Source organism: Sedimentitalea nanhaiensis DSM 24252 (assembly GCF_000473225.1).
Taxonomy (GTDB): Bacteria; Pseudomonadota; Alphaproteobacteria; order Rhodobacterales; family Rhodobacteraceae; genus Sedimentitalea; species Sedimentitalea nanhaiensis.
In genome coordinates this window covers 659,921-682,142 of the sequence record NZ_KI421509.1, presented here as the reverse complement: position 1 = coordinate 682,142, position 22,222 = coordinate 659,921, and the positions used below count along the sequence as shown (strand labels likewise).

The following is a 22,222-nucleotide window of genomic DNA, read 5'->3' as shown; positions in this document are numbered from 1 at the left end:
ATGAATGATGTTGCAAAAGAATTGCTCGATCTTCTGGATATTGAGCAACTCGAAGTCGACCTGTTTCGCGGCATCGGATCGGGAGGCGAGACCAGCACCCGCATATTTGGCGGCCACGTCATCGCGCAGGCGCTGGCCGCCGCCTACAAGACGGTTCCGGATCGGTTGTGCCATTCGCTGCACGCCTATTTCATCCGGCCGGGCGATCCCAGAATTCCGGTCATCTACAGTGTGGACCGGGCGCGGGATGGCGGCAGTTTCACGACCCGGCGGGTGGTAGCAATTCAACATGGCAAGCAGATATTGAACCTGTCGGCCTCGTTTCACGTTGCCGAGGAAGGATGGGACTATCAACATCCGATGCCTCGGGTTGAAGGACCCGAAGGGCTGTTGAACCGTGCCGATCTACGCGATCTGTATGCGGAAAAGGTGCCGGAACCGTACCGCAGAGATTTCCTGCGACCGCGCCCGATTGAGATCCGCGAGGTCGCTCCGCGCAACCTGCTCAATCCGCTGCCGGTTGATGATGTCAACCACCTCTGGTTCCGGATGGAAGACGCCGCAGGCACCGATCCCAGAATGCAGCATATTCTATTGGCCTATGCGTCGGACATGAATCTCTTGGGGTCATCCCTGCGTCCGCACGGGCTGACCTGGTTCAAACACGAGGTGATGAGCGCCAGTCTGGATCACGCGATGTGGTTCCATGCCCCGATCCACTTTCACGACTGGCATCTTTATACGATGGATGCGCCGTTTACTGGTGGAGGGCGCGGGTTCAATCGGGGCACGATCTATCATGAGGACGGCACGCTGGTGGCCAGCGTAGCACAAGAAGGATTGGTGCGTCCGATCCGCAAGTAGTTTTTCGAACCTGCAAGAGATCGGCCACCGCTAAACCTGCAAGGCAAAAACGCAGGCAAAACGCATTGCGCATGCATCGCAATGGCTAAATCCCGCAAAGTGACGGGGGCGCCACTTTGGAATCGTGCGTACGCTTTGGGGGTGCGGGTTTGAGTGTGGGTCTTCCCGCAGGCTCCGTTGGCGCGGTCAGATCGGGTTTCCGTACTTTCGGTTCAGCTTTCGCATGCCACCCAGCCACCGGTCATAATTCCCGGCCTTCAACCGGATGTAGTCCAGCACTTCCGGATGAGGTAAGACGAGGAAGGTTTCGTTCCGGATGGTTTGAACACAGGCTTCGGCGACGATTTCAGGTTCCAGCATTCCGTCTAAGGCCGCAACTGAATCCTCATGCCCGCGCGTCATTTCGCTGCGCACGGCTTGCGGGCACAGGACCGAGACCTTGATGCCTTCGTCTCCATGTGTCATCGCCAACCATTCCGCCACGGCCACCGCAGCGTGTTTCGTAACACCGTAAGGTGCACAGCCGACCTGGTTCAGCAACCCGGCGGCCGAAGAGGTGTTCAATAGATATCCGCCGCCACGCGCGATCATGCGCGGCACCAGATGACGCGCGGCCCATATGTGAGACATCACATTGATATCCCAGATGCGTTGCCAGTCCTCGTTCGGAACCTCCATGCCCCCGGCAATCAGGATGCCAGCGTTGGAACAGAACAGATCAATCGGGCCGGCTTCCTCTTCGACCCTGTCGATCAACGCCTTGATCTCGTCTTCGACACCGACATTCACCGCTATCGCGAGCCCGTTGATCTGGCTTGCGGTCTGCTGTGCTCCGGAAACGTCCAGATCGGCGCAGACGACCCTGGCCGCGCCTTCGTCGGCAAAGCGGATGGCCAGTGATTTCCCGATTCCACTGGCCGCGCCGGTGACGACGACAATCTTGTCTTTCAGTTCCATGGCTGCCTCCTTACGCCCACATGTTAGAGCCGCCACAGACGGTGAGCGCCTGTCCGGTCATATAGCGGCTGGCGTCAGAGGCAAGAAACACCGCCAACCCTTCGAAATCTTCGGGTTCGCCCAAACGCCGCAGCGGTATCTCGTTTTGGATCCGCTCGGCCACTTCGGGATTGTCCCACAATTCGCGGGCAAATTCGGTTTTCACCAATCCTGGGCAGATTGCATTGAACCGGATCCCCTTGGGGCCGAATTCGGCAGCCAAATTTCGAACCAGCCCGATAAGAGCCAGTTTGGACATGCCATAGGTGCCAAGCATGACCGACGCTTTGAACGCTCCGATCGAACTCGTGAACATCATCGACCCAGCGCCCTTTTCGATCATGTCCGGTACCGCCATCTGCGCCAGCCACAGATTGGATTGCACGTTGGCGGCCATGGTCTTGGTATAGGCCTCGTCGGGAATTTTCGAAGTCGGACCATAAAATGGGTTCACCCCGGCGTTGCCGACAACGATGTCGATCGGTCCGGCCTTGGCGCGGGTTGTATCGACCAGGTTTTGCAACTGGTCTTTGTGGCCGATATTGGCAGTCACGGCGATGGCACGATCCGCTCCAACGGCATGGTTGATCTGCGCCGCCGCCGCGTCCAGTTGGTGCTGTTTGCGCGCAGAGATGACCACAGTTGCCCCGTGCTGCGCCAGGGCAGTCGCCATATGCAGCCCCATCCCCTTGGACGCCCCGGTGAGAACCGCGACTTTTCCGGTCAGGTCAAAAAGGTTCTGCGGCATTGTCACGGTCCCTCGAACATCCGACCGCCCGAGGTGCTGGGGCCGGTCTGGCGGTCGTTTGAGTCCTGAAAGCTCTGCACCTCGGCGCGGGCGACGACGTGATGGTGCACTTCGTCCGGGCCATCTGCAAAGCGCAGGGTACGTTGGCCGGTGTACATCTCGGCAAGAGGAAACCATTGTGACATCCCGGCCGCGCCATGCACCTGCATCGACTGGTCGATGATCTGACAGACCCGCTCGGGCACCATTGCCTTGACTGCCGATACCCAGATACGGGCCTCTTTGTTGCCCAGCACGTCCATGGCGCGAGCGGCCTTCAGAACCATCATGCGCATTGCTTCGATATCGATGCGCGCGCGGGAAACGGTTTCCATGTTCTTGCCCAGATCAACGATCCGCTTGCCAAACGCCTTGCGGTTGATCGCACGGTCCAACATCATGTCCAGCGCCCTGTCTGCAGCACCAATCGAGCGCATGCAGTGATGGATACGGCCCGGGCCAAGCCGCAGCTGGCTGATCTCAAAACCGCGGCCTTCGCCCAACAAGATATTTTCTTTGGGGACGCGGACGTTTTCAAGTTTGATGTGCATATGGCCATGCGGCGCATCATCATGGCCAAAGACGTGCATCGGCCCCACGATGGTAACACCGGGGGTGTCGATAGGCACCAGGATCTGCGACTGCTGCTTGAAAGTTTCGGCGTCTGGGGAGGTTTTGACCATTGTTATCATGATCTTGCAGCGCGGATCGCCAGCACCGGAAATATAGAACTTATCGCCGTTGATAACCCACTCGTTGCCGTCCAGAACCGCGCTGGTCGCGATATTCTTGGCATCCGAACTGGCCACATCGGGTTCGGTCATAGCATAGGCCGAGCGGATTTCGCCGTTCAGGAGAGGCTTGAGCCATTGTTCCTTTTGCTCCGGCGTGCCGACACGTTCCAGCACCTCCATGTTGCCGGTATCCGGTGCCGAGCAGTTCAGTGTTTCCGAAGCCAGCGGATTTTTTCCCAGCTCTGCGGCGATATAGGCGTAATCCAGATTGGACAGCCCTTCGCCGGTTTCCGCATTGGGCAAAAAGAAATTCCACAGCCCGTTTTCCCGGGCTTTCTTCTTGGCAGTTTCCAGCAGTTCAAGCTGTCCGGGGGCATAAGACCAGCGGTCAGCGCGACCTTCACCCAATCGATAGAATTCCTCGGTGATCGGATCTACATTTTCGCGGATATGCCTGACAACGGCGTCCAAAAGCGGACGTGCGCCTTCCGACATCGTCAGGTTGTTCATTTCTGGCGGGTGTTTAGCCATCGACATGTGGTGATCTCCCTTTTGCCGTTTGCACGGCATTTTCATTTATGCGGTGAAAGGCGGTTTCGCTCTGGTGAGGTGTCCTGGATTTTGTTCGGTTTCGTGAAAAGTGCAGCCTGTTCACACGGGGCGCTTTGGAGGCGATCTCATGAGGACCCCTCAAGGTCGTTCAATTTGCTCAGGCATATGGCACGCAACGCGCGGCGGTCAATTTTGTCAGTGGCACTGCGGGGCAGGGGGGCGGCCTGTATCCAGATGTGTTCCGGAATTTTGAACCGGGCGATATGATCGCTCAGGTAGTCTTGCATTTCCTGTACGGTCAGCGTGCTTCCCGCGCGCATTTGAACCGCTGCGCCGACCGTTTCACCCAATCGGGTATGAGGCACCGAGAAGGCGCAGGCCTCGGCCACTGCCGGATGGCGGTGCAACGCACCTTCAACATCCAGACAGGCGATGTTTTCGCCACCCCGGATGATGATGTTCTTCTTCCGATCGACGATGGTGACATACCCTTCGTCATCAATATACCCCAGATCTCCGGTGCGCAGCCAGCCGTCGCTCAGGACTTCGGCCGTCGCCTCGGGGTTATTCAGATAACAACGCATGTTGCAGGGGCTCTTGACCGTGAGTTCACCGATTTCACCCACAGACACTTCTGAACCGGTGTCATCGAGAAACTTCAGATCCTGAAGCGGCGGGTACAGGCGCCCCGCGCTTCCTGGCCGGGCGAGGTAATCCGCCCCGGCCATACCAATTCCGTTGGCGTTGGTTTCGGTCATGCCCCAACCGGTGGCAATATTGGCCTGTGGGAAAGCCTGCGCCAGTTCCACGACCTGCGCTGCGGGGCGCTTGGCTCCGCCAGACCCCAGAAAATCCAGCGTATCCAATGACAAACAAAGATCTCTTGAAGCCGCGACCAGGTCTGCCGACTGTGTCGGAACCCCCATGAAACGGGTGATTCCCTCACGGTCAATGATCCGGGCGGCTTCATGCGCATCCCACTTGTCCATCAGCGTCAGCTTTGCACCTGCAGGCAGGCTGAGAAGAAACATGGGATGTGTTGCTGTGACGTGGAACAGCGGTGTTACAATCAGAACAGACGGGCGAGGGGCCTCGGCGGCGTCTGGCGGCGGAGGATCTATCAGCGGTGCCATTGCGGCCTGCATAAGCCAGGTGAACACTGCGTTCATAGCCCCGCGATGGGTCAGTACCACCCCTTTGGGATGGCCGGTTGTGCCCGACGAATACATGATCGCAAAATCGTCGTCAGTGTCGATATCGACCTCGGACGTCCGGGCGTGCCCGGCGGAGTCGCGCAAGGTGGAATATTTCAGGGGGGTTAACGCTTCGCCATCGCGAAGGCCGATCATTACCAGCTTTAAATCAACCGCCAAAGGTGTCAGCCGTTTAATGCGTTCGGCATCCGCAAAGACAATTTTGGCGTCGCTGTCGCGCAGCGCAAAATCCAGTTCCTCTGTGGTCCACCAAGCGTTCAGAAATACGGTGACCGCGCCAAGCGACGCGATGGCCATCATCAGGATCAACATTTCGGGACAGTTGCGCGTTGCAAGGGCAATACGGCCTCCCTTTCTTACCCCCAGATCCTCTTCAAGAACAGCCGACAACATATTAATTTCATTCAGGAATGCGTCGTAAGTCCAGCGTTCGTCTCTAAACACCAGATATTCAGCCGCACCATCGGCATGGGCCTCGCGACTCGCGTGTACAAGAGCACGCGCATGCGGAGGAATATTCTTGAACACCCGGTATTCGGTTCCGCGTACCAAGGCCATCTTCAGTTCAAAAACCGGATTTTCAGACGTGACGTGCCGCGATGCATCGCCCAATGACATTCCGGTCATGTGCGGCCCGCCATACAATTGGAGCTGCGCCACCAGTTCTGAGGATTTCGCATGCAGTTTCCTCCTATGACGCAGCCTGCGACTCTGGTCAAAGGGAACGTTAGACGGGATTTGGTTGAGTGCCAATACCGCTTGTCAAAATGCAGTTTCACAAATTTCAGGTAGCGCCCCTATGGTTTGCGAGTAAACTGGCTCATCATATTTTACATAATACACATTATACCAGTTTTAATGCTGCAAGGGGTAGATTCACAAACGAAACGCAAATTCTGTATCAAAACAGAGTCTTGCATGGAGGATTTTAAGGCCGGGATTGGCGCAGATGCGTGGTTCTGCGCCAATCCCGGCTCCTCATATTTTCAATATGGGCCTTCATGATCGACCATCTGGATCAGAAGAACGCCTGCAGGCCAGTTTGTGCGCGCCCCAAGATCAGAGCGTGAACGTCATGGGTTCCCTCATATGTATTGACAGTCTCCAGGTTCATCATGTGCCGGATCACCTGAAATTCCAGGCTGATGCCGTTGCCGCCATGCATGTCTCGCGCCATGCGCGCGATATCCAGCGCCTTGCCACAGTTGTTGCGTTTGATGATCGAGATCATTTCCGGCGCCGCATTGGCCTCGTCCATCAGCCGTCCGACGCGCAGGCTGCCCTGCAATCCCAATGTGATTTCGGTCTGCATATCGGCCAGCTTTTTCTGAAACAGCTGCGTCTGCGCCAGCGGACGGTTGAATTGCAGCCGGTCCAACCCGTATTGCCGCGCGGCATGCCAACACGCTTCTGCAGCGCCCATAGCGCCCCAGCTGATGCCATAGCGGGCACGGTTCAGACACCCAAACGGACCTTTCAGGCCCTGTACATAAGGCAACAATGCATCTTGGCCGACCTCTACATTGTCCATCACAATTTCACCGGTGATCGAGGCGCGCAGGCTGGCCTTGTTCTGCACCTTGGGGGCGCTCAACCCCTTCATGCCCTTATCCAGAATGAACCCGCGGATCTTGCCGCCATGTTCTTCGGACTTGGCCCAGACAACAAATACATCGGCGATTGGCGCGTTCGAGATCCACATTTTGGAGCCGTTCAGAACATAGCCGTTTTCAGTCTTTGTTGCGCGGGTTTTCATCCCGGCCGGGTCACTGCCAGCATCCGGCTCGGTCAGCCCAAAACACCCGATAAATTCGCCACTGGCCAGCTTTGGCAGGTATTTTTGCCGTTGTTCTTCGGACCCGTAGGCATAGATGGGGTACATCACAAGACTCGATTGGACCGACATCATCGACCGATAGCCCGAGTCGACGCGCTCAACCTCTCGCGCGACGAGACCATAACTCACATAACCCGCACCGATGCCACCGTATTCTTCGGGGACAGTCACCCCCAACAGACCCATTTCTCCCATTTCGCGAAAGATCAACGGATCGGTTTCCTCGTTGGCATAGGCCGAGGTCACCCTTGGCTGCAGTTTTTCCTGTGCATAGGCCCGTGCGCTGGCGGTGATCATCCGCTCGTCTTCGGTCAACTGATCATTCAGGCGGAACGGGTCGGACCAGTCAAATCCGCCCAGATCCGGGGCATCCTTGGCTTTGAGTGTCGGTTTTTCTGCGGTGGTCATGTCGGGCTCCTGGCCATGAGTGCGTTGAGGTTAGTTTAAGGGGTTTGGGGATGAAAAACAGCGGGACATTTCCTGATTTACATGAGTATATCTCATACATGAAAACCCCGCGCCGCCTGTATCCCTCGATTTCGTCCCTGCGCGCCCTTGAGGCGCTGGACCGGTTGGGCAGCGCATCGGCGGTGGCCGAGGAGTTGGCGTTGACGCAAAGCGCGGTCAGCCGGCAGTTGCAGGCGGTCGAGCAACAGATGGGGGTCGAGTTGATCCGGCGGGACCGCAAGCGGCTGAGCCTGACTCCGGCGGCGCAGAAATATGCCACCGAGATTCGCAAGGTGCTCAATCAGATCGCACAGGCCTCGTTACGGCTCCAGGTGGCACCGATGGGCGGGACGTTGAACCTGGCGATCCTGCCGACCTTCGGGATGCGCTGGCTGGTGCCCCGGCTGCCGGATTTCGCGCGACTGCACCCGGATGTCACCGTGAACATGTCAACCCGGTTGCAGCCGTTCGCCTTTGCCACAGAAGCCTTTGATGCAGCAATACATTTCGGCCAGGCAGACTGGCCCGACACGGGCAGCCTCCTGCTGCGCCACGAGCAGGTTGTGCCAGTCTGTGCGCCGGTTCTATTGCCGCACCGCAAGCCCGTCCGGCCCGGTGAGATACGCAGGATGCCCCTGTTGCACATCCAGACCCGGCCGCTGGCCTGGCGCAACTGGTTTGCCCGGCAGGGGATCACGGTCACGACCGCCCTGCCCGGCACCACCTATGACCAGTTCGCCACCATCACCCAGGCAGCGCTGCATGGATTGGGCGTGGCGCTGATGCCTGATTACCTGGTTGAACGGGATCTGGCGCAGGGCCATTTGGTGGCGCTGCATGACCGCCCGACCGAGGCACAAGGGGCGTATTACCTGGTCTGGCCACAGGACAAGGCGCAGGATCCGGCCTTGCAGGCATTTCGCGACTGGCTGGAAACCCAGGCGCAGCCGGAAGATCCCCTGCCTCGATGATGATCGTCAAGCCATGATAAAATAGAATACAATCAGAAATGGCACCCCGTACATACTGCGCACATACACGTGTCTGTCCGAGGGCCGATTCAGCGGCAATCCGACCCTGACCGGTCTCGGATCATTGCGCGGACAGCACGGGGGCCACACCGTATCTGCGCGCCAGAACCCGGGATCGCGGTTGCCAGTCATAGTCGGCATCGTCGAGCACGGGGGCCCAGAACAGCCACCCACCGAGACGCCACGGGTCGAGCACGATGCCGTCCTGCATCGGGTCACCGCGCGCCGCGATCAGGGCGGTGGAATGGTCGATGCGAAACGGGTTGTCGGCATTGGCGATGGCGCGGTGAATGCGCAGCGTCGCAAACCCCTCGGCGTTCAGGCGCTGTTGCATGTCTTCGGCCCAATGCCAGCACAGCCCGCGCGGTTTGAGCCCCATGTTGACCTTGGTGTTGTGGACCAATGGCGGGTCGGTGATCTGATAGGCCAGCGCCAGTTCGCGGGACCGGGAAAAGGCGAGACGCGCGGCCTGTGCCGCCTCGCCGGGGTCCACATCGGGCCCGAGGGCAAGGATCGCGGCGGCCAGCCGGTCAATATCCTGCCGGGCGGGGGATGTTGACGGGCGCGTTGTCGGGGGCGATGCGCAGCCCACGAGGGCCACGACCGCGAAAGCGACCCAAAGGGCCCGGATTTGACCCAGGATTTGGCCCCGGATCCGCCACGCGAAGATATGCCCCTGCCCGCCCAACATAGTGTCAGCGGTAGCGGCCCCGGAGGAGTTTGTCGAGATCCGCGACCTCTCGGGGCGGACGCGGCCGGTCGATCAGCCCAGGGCGTAGCCGGCACCGCGCACCGTGCGCACCGGATCGCCGCCGCCATGTTGCATCAACGCCTTGCGCAACCGGCCCACATGCACGTCCACGGTGCGCGAGTCGACATAGATGTCGCGGCCCCAGACGCGGTCCAGAAGCTGTTCGCGGCTCCAGACGCGGGCAGGTTTTTCCATGAAGTTGCGCAGCAGGCGGAACTCTGTCGGACCCAGTTTGATGGTGTTGCCGTCGCGGGTGACCTTGTGGGTCTCGCCGTCCAGCACGATGTCTTCGAATTCCAGCTGCACGCCAACGGTCGATGGGCGCGAGCGGCGCAGCTGGGCGCGAACCCGCGCCATCAGTTCGACCACCGAATAGGGTTTGATCACATAGTCGTCCGCCCCGGTTTCCAACCCGCGCACCCTATCGACCTCTTCTGAGCGGGCCGACAACATGATGATCGGAATTGAACGCGTGGCAGGGCGGGTTTTGAGTCGCCGGCAGACCTCGATGCCCGACAGGTTCGGCATCATCCAGTCCAGGACGATGACGTCGGGCGTATCTTCGTCCACCAGCAGCAGCGCATCATCGCCGTTTTCGGCCTGGCACACACGAAATCCTTCGGCGGCCAGATTGTAGCTGAGGACTTCGCGCTGTGCGGGTTCGTCCTCGACCACCAGAACCGTGGGTTGGTCCGTGGACATACGCGCCTCCTACAATGATACCGACGTGACGTCGGCCTTGGGACGATTATCTTCCGGACGCTCACCCGATACCAGATAGATCACCTGTTCGGCTATCGACGTGACATGATCGCCCATGCGTTCGATGTTCTTGGCGATGAAATGCAAGTGCATGCAGGGCGTGATATTGCGCGCATCTTCCATCATGAAGGTCAAAAGCTCGCGGAACAGGGTGTTGTACATCTGATCGACATCGTGATCGCGCTGGATCACCACGGCGGCCAGCTCCACATCGCGTTGGATATAGGCGTCGAGCGCATCCTTGAGCATGCGCTCGACCTCGCGCGCCATGCGGCGCAGCGCCGAGGGGCTGTCGCCGACCGGCGGCATCTGCGACAGAACGGAATTGCGCTTTGCCAGGTTCTTGGCGTGATCGCCGATGCGTTCCAGATTGCCGCTGATCTTGGTGACGCTGAGGATCAGACGCAGGTCGGACGCCGTGGGCGCGCGCATGGCGATGACCCGCGCGGCCTCTTCGTTGATCATTTCCTCGAGCGCGTCGATTGCCTTGTCATTGGCGCGCACCTGCTCGGCCAGTTCCTCGTCGCGGGTTTCCAGCGAGCGGGCCGAATCCATGATCGCGGCCTCAACCAGCCCGCCCATCTTCATGATGCGCGCCTGAATGGTTTCCAGATCGCGGTCGAACGCCGAAGCGATATGTTGTTCCTGCATGGTACGTCCTTTAACCGATACGACCGGTGATATAGCTTTCGGTGCGGGGGTCTTGCGGATTGGTGAAGATCTGGCCGGTTTCGCCGTATTCGACCAGTTCCCCCAGATGGAAGAACGCGGTGTTCTGGCTGACGCGGGCGGCCTGCTGCATCGAGTGGGTGACGATAACCACGGCGAAGTTTTCGCGCAGCTCGTCGATCAGTTCCTCGACCTGCGCGGTGGCAATCGGGTCCAGCGCCGAGCAGGGTTCATCCATCAGCAGCACTTCGGGTTCGGTGGCCACGGCGCGCGCGATGCACAGGCGCTGTTGCTGGCCGCCCGACAGGCCAGTGCCGGGGGCGTACAGGCGATCCTTGACCTCGTTCCAGATGGCCCCGCGGCGCAGGGCGCGTTCGACGACCTCGTCCAGGTCGGACTTGCTGCGGGCCAACCCATGGATCCGGGGGCCATAGGCGACATTGTCGTAGATCGATTTAGGAAACGGATTGGGTTTCTGAAACACCATTCCCACCTTGGCGCGCAGCTGCACCGGATCGACGCGCTTGTCATAGATATCTTCGCCATCCAGCCGGATGGTGCCGGTGACGCGACAGATGTCGATGGTATCGTTCATGCGGTTCAGGCACCGCAGGAAGGTGGATTTGCCGCAGCCCGACGGGCCGATAAAGGCGGTGACGGTGTTGTTGGAGATCTCCACGTCCACGCCCTTGATGGCCTGGGAGTCCCCGTAAAAGACGTTGACGTCACGGGCCGAGATCTTGTTGGTTCCGGTTTCAACCGCGTTGGCGATTTGAGACATATCTTTCATACCTGACATTCCTTACCAGCGGCGTTCAAAGCGGCGACGCAGGATGACCGCGATTGTATTCATTGCGACGAGGAAGACCAACAGGATGATGATCCCTCCCCAGGCGCGTTCGTAAAAGGCCGGATCGGCGCGTTTGGCCCATTCGTAGATCTGGGCCGGCATGGCCGAGTTTGGCGACATGAGGCCGTCGACAATGCTGTCGGGCGCGTTGGAGGCGACAAAGCCCACCATCCCGATCAGCAGCAGCGGCGCGGTTTCACCCAGGGCCTGGGCCAGGCCGATGATGGTCCCGGTCAGGATGCCCGGCGCGGCCAGCGGCAGGACATGGTGAAACACGGATTGCATTTTCGACGCTCCGACACCGAGGGCGGCATCGCGGATCGATGGCGGAACCGCCTTGAGCGAGGCGCGGGTCGAGATGATGATCGTGGGCAGGGTCATCAGGGTCAGCACCATGCCGCCGACCAGCGGGGCCGACATCGGCAGGTGCATGGTGTTGATGAACACCGCCAGCCCCAGGATGCCGAACACGATCGAAGGCACCGCCGCGAGGTTGCTGATATTGACCTCGATCACATCGGTCAGCCAGTTCTTGGGGGCGAACTCTTCGAGGTAGATCGAGGCGGCCACTCCGATCGGCAGCGACAGGGCCAGCACCACCAGCATCATGTACATGGACCCGACCATGGACACCCCGATCCCGGCGGCTTCGGGTCGTTGGTCGGAGGCATCTCCGCCCAGGATGAAGTCGAGGTTAAAGGTCTTGTCGATGGCCCCATTCGCGATCATCGCGTCCACAAGGTCGAGTTGCTCGGCTGAGATGTTCTTGTCATTGGCGATACTGTCACGGGTGACACGACCCTTCAGATAGCCATCGACCCGGCTGTTGGCGAGAAAGGTGAATTCCAGCGTCTGGCCGATCTTGTCAGTGTTTTCCAGAACATAGTCGCGCAGCTGCGCGGCGGTATCCTTGGACAGGATCGCCCCCATCGCCTTGGGTTTGAGGTCGGTCTGAATGCCGTGCTCGGTGACATAGGTTTGCAGTGCGCCGTTGATCAGGGGCGCATAGCCAAAGGTCGAGACCTTCTTGATGGCTTCGATGTCTCGGGTGCCTTTCTTGTCCAGCTTGGCCTCCAGCAGGTCGACCTTGAGCGTGACAAAGGTCTGCTGGAAGGCACCGGTACCGTTACCCACGATGGTAGTGACCAGAACGATCAGCATCAGCAGACCTATGCCGATGGCCGTCAGGCCGTAAAGGCGGAACCGCTTTTCGGCGGCATTACGGCGGCGGGTGCGGGCGTTTTTGGTCAGCAGTGACCCGGCCCGTCCGATGGGATTGCCCGCGCTCTGGCCGGGATTCTGGGTTGCGTCGCTCATTCGTACTGCTCCCGGTATTTGCGCACGATATACAGCGCGAGGATGTTCAGGCCCAGCGTCAGGACAAACAGGGTCAGGCCGAGCGCAAAGGCGACCAGCGTTTCCGGGCTGGCAAAGTCGGTATCGCCGGTCAGCTGGCTGACGATACGGGTGGTGATCGTGGTCATCGATTCCAGCGGGTTGAGCGAAAACTTGGCAATCGCGCCCGCCCCCATCACCACGATCATGGTTTCGCCGATGGCGCGGCTGGCGGCCAGCAGCACGGCACCGACGATGCCGGGCAGCGCGGCGGGCAGCACCACCTGACGCACGGTTTCCGATTGCGTCGCACCCAACCCGTAAGATCCGTCGCGCAGCGATTGCGGCACCGAGTTGATGATGTCATCGCTGAGCGAAGAGACGAACGGGATCAGCATGATACCCATCACGACACCCGCGGTCAGAACCGATGTCGCACCTGACATCCAGTCGACCCCCAGCACCCCGTCGGGACCCCGGCCAAAGAAATTGACCAGCATCGGGCCAACTGTCAGCAGGGCGAACATGCCATAGACGATGGTCGGAATGCCGGCGAGGATTTCAAGCAGCGGCTTGGCAAAGGAGCGCAGCGCGGCGCTGGCATATTCGGACAGGTAGATCGCCGCGAACAGCCCCACCGGCACCGCCACCGCCAGTGCGATGAACGAGATATACAGCGTCCCCCACAGCAGCGGCAGGATCGAGAGTTCGCTGTCGCCGCGAAAGTTGGGCGCCCAGGTGGTGCCAAAGAAGAAGTCGCTCCAGGAATGCAGGCCAAAGAAGTTGCGGGTTTCAAACAGCATCGACAGAACGATGCCCAGCGTGGTCAGGACCGCGATCGAGGCGGCCAGGATCAGCAGTGCCAGAATGGCGCGTTCCACCACGTTGCGGGCGCGAAAACCCTTGTGGGTGCGCGTATAGGCCAGGGTCAGACCACCCAGAGCAAGGGCGGCGACGATGATGCTTTGCCACAGGGTGCCGGTGGCGTTCAGCTGGCGATAGCGTTGCGCCGCGCTTAGCACCTCGGGGCGCACGTCGGACCCCAACGCCACCCCGACATCCGCCAGCCGGCCGCGCAGATCGGTAAATCCGGCGCGAATGTCGCTGGCGTCGTCTTCGCTCAGGGCACCCTGCCGGACGGCCATGTCCAGCCCATGGGCCACACGGCGCACATCGCTCATCACCAGGCTGCGTTGCGAGCCTTCGGGGATGAGTTCCTCGGGGATCATGCCCGAAACCGAGCGTTCGATCATCAGCGGCTGGACAAACAGCCAGACCACCAGAACAGCGAGCGCAGGAACCAGTGCTGTCAGCGCCACATTCCAGCCGTAATAGTTGGGAAGGGAGTGCAGCTCGCGCACATCCCCCCCCGCCGAGTTCACCGCCCGGACGCGTCCGGCGATAAAGCCCAGGGCGGCCAGAGCAAAGAGAAACAGAATGAGCCAGGTCAAGGGCATGTACCATCCGCCAGAGTCAGGTCATTGAAAAATTGAGAACCGGGACAGCGAAACCCGCCCCGGTTCCGGCGTTCAGGAGATCAGGAATTGCCGTCCATCGTGACTTCGTCGGCCACGGTGTTCTGGGTGCCCGACAGGTCCGGATCGGCAACCAGACCGTATTCGGCAAGCGGGCCGTCGGGTCCGGCGATTTCATCGGCGACGAAGAATTCGGCGAATTCCTTGAGACCGGGAACGACACCGATGTGGGCCTTTTTGACATAGAAGAACAGCGGGCGCGACACCGGGTATTCGCCGGTGGCGATGGAGTCGGTGGTCGGAACGATACCGGACATGGTTGCGACCTGCAGCTTGTCGGTGTTGTTCTCGTAGAAGGCCAGACCAAAGACGCCGATGCCGTCCTTGTTGCTGTCGATCCGGGCCAGGGTCTCGGTATAGTCGCCGTCGATGTCGACCGATTTGCCGTCTGTGCGCAGCTCGATGCAGGCCTTTTCGGCAGCTTTCTTGTCGCCGCCGTTGGCGGCCTTGTAGACGTCGAAATCACCGGTTTCTTCGCAGCCGGCCAGGATCACCTTGTCTTCGAACACTTCGCGGGTGCCGTGCTTGGTGCCCGGAACATAGGCCTGGATCGGCTGGGCGGGCAGCGCGGCGTCGACGTCGCTCCAGAGGGTGTAGGGGTTGTCGACCAGTGCGCCGTCGACCACGACCTGACGGGAAATCGCCTTGTACCACTGGACCGGGGTGAATTCGAAGCTGTTGCCATCGATGTCGCTGGCAAAGACGATGCCGTCATAACCGATGCGGACTTCGATGATGTCGGAGACGCCGTTGGCGGCGCAGGCCTTGATTTCCTTTTCGCGGATCTTGCGGCTGGAGTTGGCGATATCGATGGTGTTTTCGCCCAGGCCTTCGCAGAACCGTTTCAGGCCCGCCGACGAGCCGCCGGATTCAACCACGGGTGTGGGGAAGTCGAAGTTTTCACCAAAGGCTTCGGCAACGATCGAGGCATAGGGCAGAACGGTGGACGAGCCGGCAATCTGCACCTGATCGCGGGCAGCAGCGGCGGTTGCGCAAAAAGACACGGCGGCCAGGGTGGACGCGGTCATTTTCAAAACAGACATTTATGTCTCCTCATGGACATGAATTCAGCGCACACCCCCATAGTGACGCTGGGCCCCGTCTAGGGACCGCACGCATGGGTTTTGTGACAGAGACGTAACAGAAATATGACAAGGGCCGATTTTGATACCGGTGACCCCGCCGTCATGTGGGCCTAACGGGGAAGGATCACCGAAAACGTCGCCCCGTTGCCTTTTTCGCTGTCCACCTTGAGCCGCCCGCGGTGACGATTGACGATATGTTTGGCGATGGCGAGCCCCAGCCCGGTTCCGCCCAGCTGTCGGCTGCGGTGGTTGTCGGCGCGGTAGAAGCGTTCGGTCAGGCGCGGCAGGTGGACCGAATCGATGCCGGGACCCTGATCTATCACCCGCACGTCGAGCGCGGCGGCGCGCAGGACCGGATCGCGGTCGATTTCACGCAGCTCGACCGTGACATGCCCGCCCGAGCCGCCGTATTTGATCGCGTTCTCGATCAGGTTGGTGAAGACCTGGCGCAGCTGATCCGCATCGCCCGAGATCTGCACCGGCGGATCGGGCGCGACGAGGGTGAGATTGACCTTGTTGTTGTCGGCCAGCGGCGTCATCGAGGTCAGGGTCGAGGTCAGCAGACCGGCCAGGTCGATCTGATTGGTCGGGCGCACGCGTTCCTCGGCCTCGACCCGGCTGAGCGACAGCAGATCGCCGACCAGCCGGTTCATCCGGCCCGCCTCGCCCTCCATGATGTTCAGAAAGCGGTCGCGGGCGGCCTCGTCGTCGCGCGCTGCCCCGCGCAGGGTTTCGATGAACCCGATCAGCGCGGTCAGCGGGGTGCGCAGCTCGTGGCTGACGTTGGCGACAAAGTCGCGGCGCATCTGCCCGGCCTGTTCCACATCGGCGCGGTCCTGAAAGCTGACCACCACCGCCGAGGGGTATGCCGGCCCCAGTGCGGCGATATGGCGGCAGGTGACCTCCATCGGCGTGTCCTGTGCCCCGGTGCTGACCATGTGCCGGGCCTGGTGTTCCTGATGATCCTGCAGGGTGGCCTCGATCGCAGCGATCACCGGGGGCTGGCGCAGGACGTTGGCAAAGTGCCGCCCGACGATCCCGGCCCCCAGCAGGCGTTTGGCCTCGGGATTGGCGGCAACGATCCATTCACCGGATTCCACCACCAATGCCGGCAGGGGCGTTGCAGCAAGCAGGTCATTCACCAGCGCCGTGGGCATTCGCTCAGACCCCGGCAGCGGCGGTCGTGGCCTGGCTGAAGACCTGTTTCAGCGCATCCGGATCCTCAAGCCCGACCGAGACCCGGAAGAACCCTTCGCTGAGCCCGAGTTCGGCACGTTTCCCGGGCGTCAGCGCGCGGTGCGAGGACGAGGCCGGGTGCGACAGCGTTGTGCCCACATCGCCCAGGGTGGGCGCAAAGCTGAGCCCGTCGGCGGCGCGGGTAAAAGCGTTGGCCGCCGCGCGCCCGCCATCCAGTTCGAAGCTGACCATGTTGCACCCCTGCCCGCCCAGCAACTGGCTGGCGCGGGTGTGATCGGGATGATCGGCGCGCATCGGATAGATCACCCGCTTGATCCCGGGCAACCCTGCCAGATGATCCGCCAGCGCGGCGGCGGTGGCCTGCGCACGGTCGAACCGCAGGTCGAACGACAGCATGCCGCGTTCCGCCAGCCAGCAGTCAAACGGGCTGGGGGTAAGGCCGGTTGTGATGCTGAACACCCGCATGGCCTCGGTCAGGTCCGGATCGCGGGCCACGGCATAGCCCAGCATCACATCGGAATGGCCCGCCAGCAGCTTGGTGATCGAGTGGATGACGATGTCTGCCCCGTGCTCGAACGGGCGCAATCCGCGCGGGGTGGTAAAGGTGTTGTCGACCGCCAGCAGAATGCCGTGCTCGCGGCACAGGGCCGCCAGACCGGCGATATCGGCCACGCGCAGGGTCGGGTTTGACACCACCTCGACCAGCAGGATCCGGGTGTGTGGGCGGATCGCGGCGCGCATGGCGTCCAGGTCGCAGGGATCGGCCAGGGTGGTCGCGATGCCCAGTCGCGGCAGATCTTCGGCCATCAGCCGCAGCGACCGGCCATAGAGCTGGTTGCCACCGATGACATGGTCACCGGACTTGAGCAGCCCCAGCAGCACAGCACTGACCGCCCCCATGCCCGAGCCGGTGACAACCCCGCCGGATACGCCCTCCATAGCGTCCAGACGGGCGGCCACAACATCCGCATTGGGATGCCCCTCGCGGGAATAGGTATACCCATGCACGCGGCCTTCGTATTGATCGTCCAGCGCGTCCGGCGTGTCGCTGGCATAGACCACCGAGGGCGACAGCGGTGTGACCACCGGGCGGCTGGCACTGTCGGGCAGCGGCACCGGGCGGACAATGGACCCCCTGGAATTGCGCATCATCCCACCACCGTCAGTTGATCGCGGAAGATCTGCATGTTCTCCTGATAGTGCTGCGCGGCGACCTGCATCCGGGCGCGGGCGGCATCGTCCATCTGCCGCACGACGCGACCCGGCGCGCCCATGACGACACTGCCGTCCGGGATCTCTTTACCTTCGGTGATCAGCGCCCCCGCCCCGATCAGACAGTCCCGGCCGATGCGCGCGCCGTTCAGGACCGTGGCCCCCATGCCGATCAGCGAGTTGTCGCCGATGGTGCAGCCATGCAGCATCACCTTGTGGCCGATCGTACAATTGGTGCCCACGGTCAGCGGAAAGCCCGGATCCACATGCATCACACAGTTTTCCTGCACATTCGATCCGGCCCCGATATGGATGGTTTCATGATCCGCCCGCAGGGTGGCGCCGAACCAGACCGAAGCGCCGTCTTCCATCACCACCTGTCCGATCACGTTGGCATCGGGGGCGACCCAGGTGTTGGCGTGCAAATCGGGCGTCTTTCCGTGCAAAGCGTAGATGGTCATGTCATATCCTCGAATTCGGCCTGCAGGGCGCGCACATGTCCGGTCAGTCCGGGTTGCTGACTGCGGCGCAGGCGGGTGGCGGTGACGACGGTTTTCAGCCGCTCTTCGGTGGTGTCGAGATCGTCGTTGATCAGAACAAAATCATATCCGTCCCAATGGCTGATTTCGTCCCAGCTTTTCTGCATGCGCCGGGCGATGGTTTCGGCGTCGTCCTGGCCGCGCGATTCAAGCCGACGGCGCAGTTCGGTGATCGAGGGTGGCAGCAGGAAAATCGACAGGGTGTTCTGACCCAATGCGGAATTGCGGATCTGCTGCGCGCCCTGCCAGTCGATGTCAAACAGCACATCCTGACCGGCGTCGATGGCCTCCTGCACCGGGCCGCGCGGCGAGCCATAAAAGTTGCCAAAGACATGGGCATGTTCCAGCATTTCGCCCGCCGCCACCTGTGCCTTGAAATCGGGCTCGGAGGTGAAACGGTAATGGGTTCCGTCGATTTCACCGTCGCGGGGGCGGCGGGTGGTGGCGCTGACCGAAAACACGATCGAGGGATCCCAGTCGCGCAATCGTCGCGCCAAGGTCGATTTGCCCGCACCCGAAGGCGAGGACAGGATGATCAGAAGGCCGCGCCGATCTGCCATGGGATACTCCTGTGTTGGGGTTATTCGACGTTCTGGACCTGCTCTCGCATCTGGTCAATCACCGCTTTCAGTTCCAGGCCCACGGCGGTCAGATCGGTGGATTGCGATTTGGAGCAGAGCGTATTGGCCTCGCGGTTGAATTCCTGCATCAGGAAATCCAGCTTGCGCCCGACGGCACCGCCCTGCCCCAACAGGTCACGGGCCGCGCGCACATGCGCCCCCAGGCGGTCGATCTCTTCGGTAACGTCGGATTTGACCGCGAGCATGGCGAGTTCCTGAGCCACCCGGTCGGGATCGGCGCCATCGGTATTATCGAGCACGCGCGCCAGGTTGGTCCGCAGGGTGTCGGCCACAACGGTCTTGCGGGCCTCGGCCAGCGTGGCAGCGTCGGCGGTCAGCCGTTGCAGGGTTTCAAGCTGTCGGAGCAGAACCGCATGCAGGGCATCGCCTTCGGCGCGGCGCATCTGGACAAAGGCGACGACCAGCGGCGCAAAATCCTGTTTCAAATGCGTGATCAGGGGACCGGTGTCGTCCTCCGCAGTGGCGGTGTCAAGAATGCCGCGCCATCCCAGCAGATCGCTGGCCCGGGAGGGGGCCAGTGTCAGGCCCCGCTCCTGAGCGGCGGCTTCGATCTGGCCCATGGCCTGAAGTACCGCGTCCAGCGTGGCGGTGTCGAGCGTCAGCGACCCGGCCTCGTCCGCGCGCTGGATACGCAGGGACAGGGTGACATTGCCCCGCGTCACAGCATCGGCCAGGTGCGCGCGCAGTGCGGTTTCCAGACCGGGCAGCCAGTCGGGCACGCGCAGGCGCAGATCCAGCCCCTTGCCGTTGACGCTGCGCAGCTCCCACCCCCAGGAATAGGGTGCAAGCGCGCCCTTGGCCGAGGCAAAACCGGTCATGGAATGGATCATCAGTCGCCCTTTTGGCAGGTGTATAGGTCCCGGCGCACCTAATGCGATCGGCACCGGCAGGGCAAGCCCCGGCAAGCGGGACACCTGTGGTTGAACGGCGACAGAATGATTAACCAAATGATAAGATCCTGCTTCAAATTGTAGAAAAATCTGTCACGTTAACATTTAGGTAATCATTATGAAGCAAGTCGTAATACATGGGTTCAGTCATACGGCGACATGTGTTGATAGCGACAAGAAGGTATTGAGAGACAACGATATGATCAGTATTTTTCGCTCTTCCGACACTGGAAAGGTTGTGGATATGGACCGTTTTCGCAGCGGCACGAGCCTGTCCCCGATCCGTCAGGCCGAAGGCTATTGGACTGCGCTGCGCAACGGGACCGACATTCCGTTCCGCTCGCAGATCGATCCGCGCGGGCTGGAGCAGATTCTGGAATACGCCTTTATTCTGGAACGGATCGCGCCGGGGGTGGCCCGGATCCGGCTGGCCGGGCAACATCTGTGCAAGCTGGCGGGAATGGAAGTGCGCGGCATGCCGTTGACATCGTTTTTCACCCCGGCCTCGCGCGATCATATCAGCGCCACGCTCGAGCATGTGTTTGACACGCCGTCGGTGGCCGAGCTGTCGCTGGAAGGCGAGCGTCAGAGCCTGCGCGGCGAGTGCGAGGCGCGGATCATCCTGTTGCCGCTGAAAAGCGACATGGGCGATTGTACAAGAATTCTGGGCGTGATGGTGGCGGATGGCGATTTTGGCCGTCAGCCCCGCCGCTTTGATGTCACCGGAACCGAATTGCGCGATCTGGCAGTATCGTCGCGCACCCAGGTCTCTGCCGTCGAGGCGGTGCAGGGTTTTGCCGAGGCGCAGACCGTGTTGGAAGGGCGCGCGCCATATCTGCGACTGGTCAAGTCCGACACTTGATCAGCCACATCGGCAAGAGAATCGGGGCCGGATGGGGACCGGTCCCGATTTTCGTTTAACCTGCGACCCGGTCAAGCCGCGTGTTGCGCAGAGCCGAGAGCTCTTCGGCGACCAGAAACGCCAGTTCCAGAGACTGGCTGGCGTTCAGGCGTGGATCGCAGGCGGTGTGGTAACGGTCGCTCAGGTCTTCATCGCTGACCGCCTGTACACCGCCGGTGCATTCGGTCACGTCCTGCCCGGTCATCTCGAAATGCACGCCCCCCGGCACGGTGCCCTCGGCGGCGTGGATGCCAAAGAACTCGCGGACTTCGCGCAGCACCGACTCGAACGGACGGGTCTTGTAGCCGGACGAGGACTTGATCGTGTTGCCGTGCATCGGATCGCAGACCCAGACCACCTCGGCGCCTTCTTCGCGCACGGTCTGGATCAGGCGCGGCAGATGTTCCGCCACCTTGCCCGCCCCGAACCGCGCGATCAGGGTCAGGCGGCCCTGCTCGTTGTTCGGGTTCAGCCTGGCCATCAGCAGCCTGAGATCGTCGCTGGTCATGCTGGGTCCGCATTTCAGTCCGATCGGGTTCAGCACCCCGCGCGCGAATTCAACATGTGCACCGTCGGGCTGACGGGTGCGGTCGCCGATCCAGATCAGATGACCCGACCCGGCCAGCCAGTTGCCCGAGGTGGAATCCCGCCGGGTCAGAGCCTGTTCGTACTCCAGCAGCAGGCTTTCGTGGCTGGTGTAGAATTCCACCGACTGCAACGTATGCGCGGTGTCCTGGTTGACCCCGGCCGCCTTCATGAAGTCCAGCGTGTCGCTGATGCGGTTGGCCACTTCGCGGTAGCGCTCGGCCTCTTCGCTTTCGGTAAAACCCAGGGTCCAGGCATGGACCTGATGCACATCGGCATAGCCGCCGGTGGAAAAGGCCCGCAGCAGGTTCAGCGTGGCTGCCGCCTGGGTATAGGCCTGCAGCATCTTGGCCGGATCCGGGATCCGCGCCTCCGAGGTGAAATCCAGCTCGTTGATGATGTCGCCGCGGTAGCTGGGCAGTTCGACGCCGTCGATCACTTCGGTCGGGGCGCTGCGCGGTTTGGCGAACTGCCCGGCCATGCGGCCGACCTTGATCACCGGCACCTTGGCACCGTGGGTCAGTACCATCGCCATCTGCAACATCACCTTGAACGTGTCGCGGATGCCATCGGCACTGAACTGCTCGAAGCTTTCGGCGCAATCGCCGCCCTGCAACAGAAACGCTTCGCCGCGCGCCGCGGCACCCAGATGTTTCTTGAGGCGGCGCGCCTCGCCGGCAAACACCAGCGGCGGATAGTTTGACAGCTGCGCCTCGACCGCATTCAGCGCCGTGGCGTCGGTATAGTCGGGCATCTGAATCCGCGGCTTGTTGCGCCAGCCGGTTTTTTGCCACTCACTCATCGCTCT

21 protein-coding genes are annotated in these 22,222 nt (G+C 61.2%); 3 read left to right on the top strand and 18 right to left on the bottom strand.

Annotated elements, in window-relative coordinates:
- Positions 1-864, top strand: coding sequence for an acyl-CoA thioesterase (locus tag NANH_RS0104920; RefSeq protein ID WP_027261027.1), 864 nt, complete (start codon positions 1-3; stop codon positions 862-864).
- A gap of 186 nt (positions 865-1,050) precedes the next feature.
- Here the strand turns inward: NANH_RS0104920 and NANH_RS0104915 are convergent, their stop codons facing one another.
- From NANH_RS0104915 to NANH_RS0104895, 5 genes are all read right to left on the bottom strand, one after another.
- Complete coding sequence (locus NANH_RS0104915; protein WP_027261026.1) at positions 1,051-1,821, bottom strand: SDR family oxidoreductase; 771 nt, start codon at positions 1,819-1,821, stop codon at positions 1,051-1,053.
- A gap of 10 nt (positions 1,822-1,831) precedes the next feature.
- Positions 1,832-2,608: an SDR family NAD(P)-dependent oxidoreductase gene (locus tag NANH_RS0104910; RefSeq protein ID WP_027261025.1), complete on the bottom strand. Its 777-nt coding sequence runs from the start codon at positions 2,606-2,608 to the stop codon at positions 1,832-1,834.
- A 2-nt stretch (positions 2,609-2,610) separates the two neighbouring features.
- The gene (locus NANH_RS0104905) at positions 2,611-3,891 is read right to left on the bottom strand and encodes an acyl-CoA dehydrogenase family protein (protein WP_051372244.1); all 1,281 of its coding nucleotides are present in this window, start codon (positions 3,889-3,891) and stop codon (positions 2,611-2,613) included.
- Positions 3,892-4,058: 167 nt separating this feature from the next.
- The gene (locus tag NANH_RS0104900; RefSeq protein WP_027261023.1) at positions 4,059-5,774 is read right to left on the bottom strand and encodes a class I adenylate-forming enzyme family protein; all 1,716 of its coding nucleotides are present in this window, start codon (positions 5,772-5,774) and stop codon (positions 4,059-4,061) included.
- 391 nt (positions 5,775-6,165) lie between these two features.
- On the bottom strand, positions 6,166-7,392 hold the full coding sequence (locus tag NANH_RS0104895) for an acyl-CoA dehydrogenase (protein ID WP_027261022.1): 1,227 nt from the start codon (positions 7,390-7,392) through the stop codon (positions 6,166-6,168).
- A 98-nt stretch (positions 7,393-7,490) separates the two neighbouring features.
- Here NANH_RS0104895 and NANH_RS0104890 point away from each other — a divergent pair, with 98 nt between their 5' ends.
- Entirely contained in the window at positions 7,491-8,402 is a 912-nt protein-coding gene (locus tag NANH_RS0104890; protein WP_027261021.1) for a LysR family transcriptional regulator, read from the top strand.
- 121 nt (positions 8,403-8,523) lie between these two features.
- Here the strand turns inward: NANH_RS0104890 and NANH_RS25495 are convergent, their stop codons facing one another.
- The 12 genes from NANH_RS25495 to NANH_RS0104830 form a co-directional block, all read right to left on the bottom strand.
- Positions 8,524-9,054, bottom strand: a complete 531-nt coding sequence (locus NANH_RS25495) for a hypothetical protein (RefSeq protein WP_245601400.1) — start codon at positions 9,052-9,054, stop codon at positions 8,524-8,526.
- A gap of 171 nt (positions 9,055-9,225) precedes the next feature.
- Positions 9,226-9,915, bottom strand: coding sequence for a phosphate regulon transcriptional regulator PhoB (gene phoB, locus NANH_RS0104880; RefSeq protein WP_027261020.1), 690 nt, complete (start codon positions 9,913-9,915; stop codon positions 9,226-9,228).
- A 9-nt stretch (positions 9,916-9,924) separates the two neighbouring features.
- Positions 9,925-10,626 carry a phosphate signaling complex protein PhoU gene (phoU, locus tag NANH_RS0104875; protein WP_027261019.1) on the bottom strand — a complete coding sequence of 234 codons (702 nt, stop codon included), beginning with the start codon at positions 10,624-10,626 and terminating at the stop codon, positions 9,925-9,927.
- A gap of 10 nt (positions 10,627-10,636) precedes the next feature.
- Positions 10,637-11,434 carry a phosphate ABC transporter ATP-binding protein PstB gene (pstB, locus tag NANH_RS0104870; RefSeq protein ID WP_027261018.1) on the bottom strand — a complete coding sequence of 266 codons (798 nt, stop codon included), beginning with the start codon at positions 11,432-11,434 and terminating at the stop codon, positions 10,637-10,639.
- 12 nt (positions 11,435-11,446) lie between these two features.
- The gene (gene pstA, locus NANH_RS0104865) at positions 11,447-12,811 is read right to left on the bottom strand and encodes a phosphate ABC transporter permease PstA (protein ID WP_027261017.1); all 1,365 of its coding nucleotides are present in this window, start codon (positions 12,809-12,811) and stop codon (positions 11,447-11,449) included.
- Positions 12,808-14,286 (bottom strand): phosphate ABC transporter permease subunit PstC, encoded by a 1,479-nt coding sequence (gene pstC / locus NANH_RS0104860; RefSeq protein WP_027261016.1) that lies wholly within the window; start codon positions 14,284-14,286, stop codon positions 12,808-12,810. The genes pstA and pstC overlap by 4 nt, the downstream gene beginning before the upstream one ends.
- Positions 14,287-14,366: 80 nt before the next feature.
- Positions 14,367-15,407, bottom strand: coding sequence for a substrate-binding domain-containing protein (locus tag NANH_RS0104855; RefSeq protein WP_027261015.1), 1,041 nt, complete (start codon positions 15,405-15,407; stop codon positions 14,367-14,369).
- Positions 15,408-15,559: 152 nt separating this feature from the next.
- Positions 15,560-16,606, bottom strand: coding sequence for a sensor histidine kinase (locus NANH_RS0104850; protein WP_027261014.1), 1,047 nt, complete (start codon positions 16,604-16,606; stop codon positions 15,560-15,562).
- Between the two features lie 4 nt (positions 16,607-16,610).
- Positions 16,611-17,795, bottom strand: a complete 1,185-nt coding sequence (locus NANH_RS0104845; protein ID WP_027261013.1) for a trans-sulfuration enzyme family protein — start codon at positions 17,793-17,795, stop codon at positions 16,611-16,613.
- Complete coding sequence (locus tag NANH_RS0104840; RefSeq protein ID WP_027261012.1) at positions 17,795-18,319, bottom strand: gamma carbonic anhydrase family protein; 525 nt, start codon at positions 18,317-18,319, stop codon at positions 17,795-17,797. The genes NANH_RS0104845 and NANH_RS0104840 overlap by 1 nt, the downstream gene beginning before the upstream one ends.
- Positions 18,316-18,957, bottom strand: a complete 642-nt coding sequence (gene gmk, locus NANH_RS0104835; RefSeq protein WP_027261011.1) for a guanylate kinase — start codon at positions 18,955-18,957, stop codon at positions 18,316-18,318. The genes NANH_RS0104840 and gmk overlap by 4 nt, the downstream gene beginning before the upstream one ends.
- 20 nt (positions 18,958-18,977) lie before the next feature.
- Positions 18,978-19,868, bottom strand: coding sequence for a YicC/YloC family endoribonuclease (locus NANH_RS0104830; protein ID WP_027261010.1), 891 nt, complete (start codon positions 19,866-19,868; stop codon positions 18,978-18,980).
- Positions 19,869-20,127: 259 nt separating this feature from the next.
- On the opposite strand from NANH_RS0104830, the gene NANH_RS25490 reads away from it, so the two are divergent.
- Positions 20,128-20,790, top strand: a complete 663-nt coding sequence (locus NANH_RS25490; protein WP_036049438.1) for a PAS domain-containing protein — start codon at positions 20,128-20,130, stop codon at positions 20,788-20,790.
- Positions 20,791-20,845: 55 nt separating this feature from the next.
- Here NANH_RS25490 and NANH_RS0104820 read toward each other — a convergent pair whose 3' ends face one another.
- On the bottom strand, positions 20,846-22,216 hold the full coding sequence (locus NANH_RS0104820) for a class II 3-deoxy-7-phosphoheptulonate synthase (RefSeq protein ID WP_027261009.1): 1,371 nt from the start codon (positions 22,214-22,216) through the stop codon (positions 20,846-20,848).
- Between the last annotated feature and the right edge of the window lie 6 nt (positions 22,217-22,222).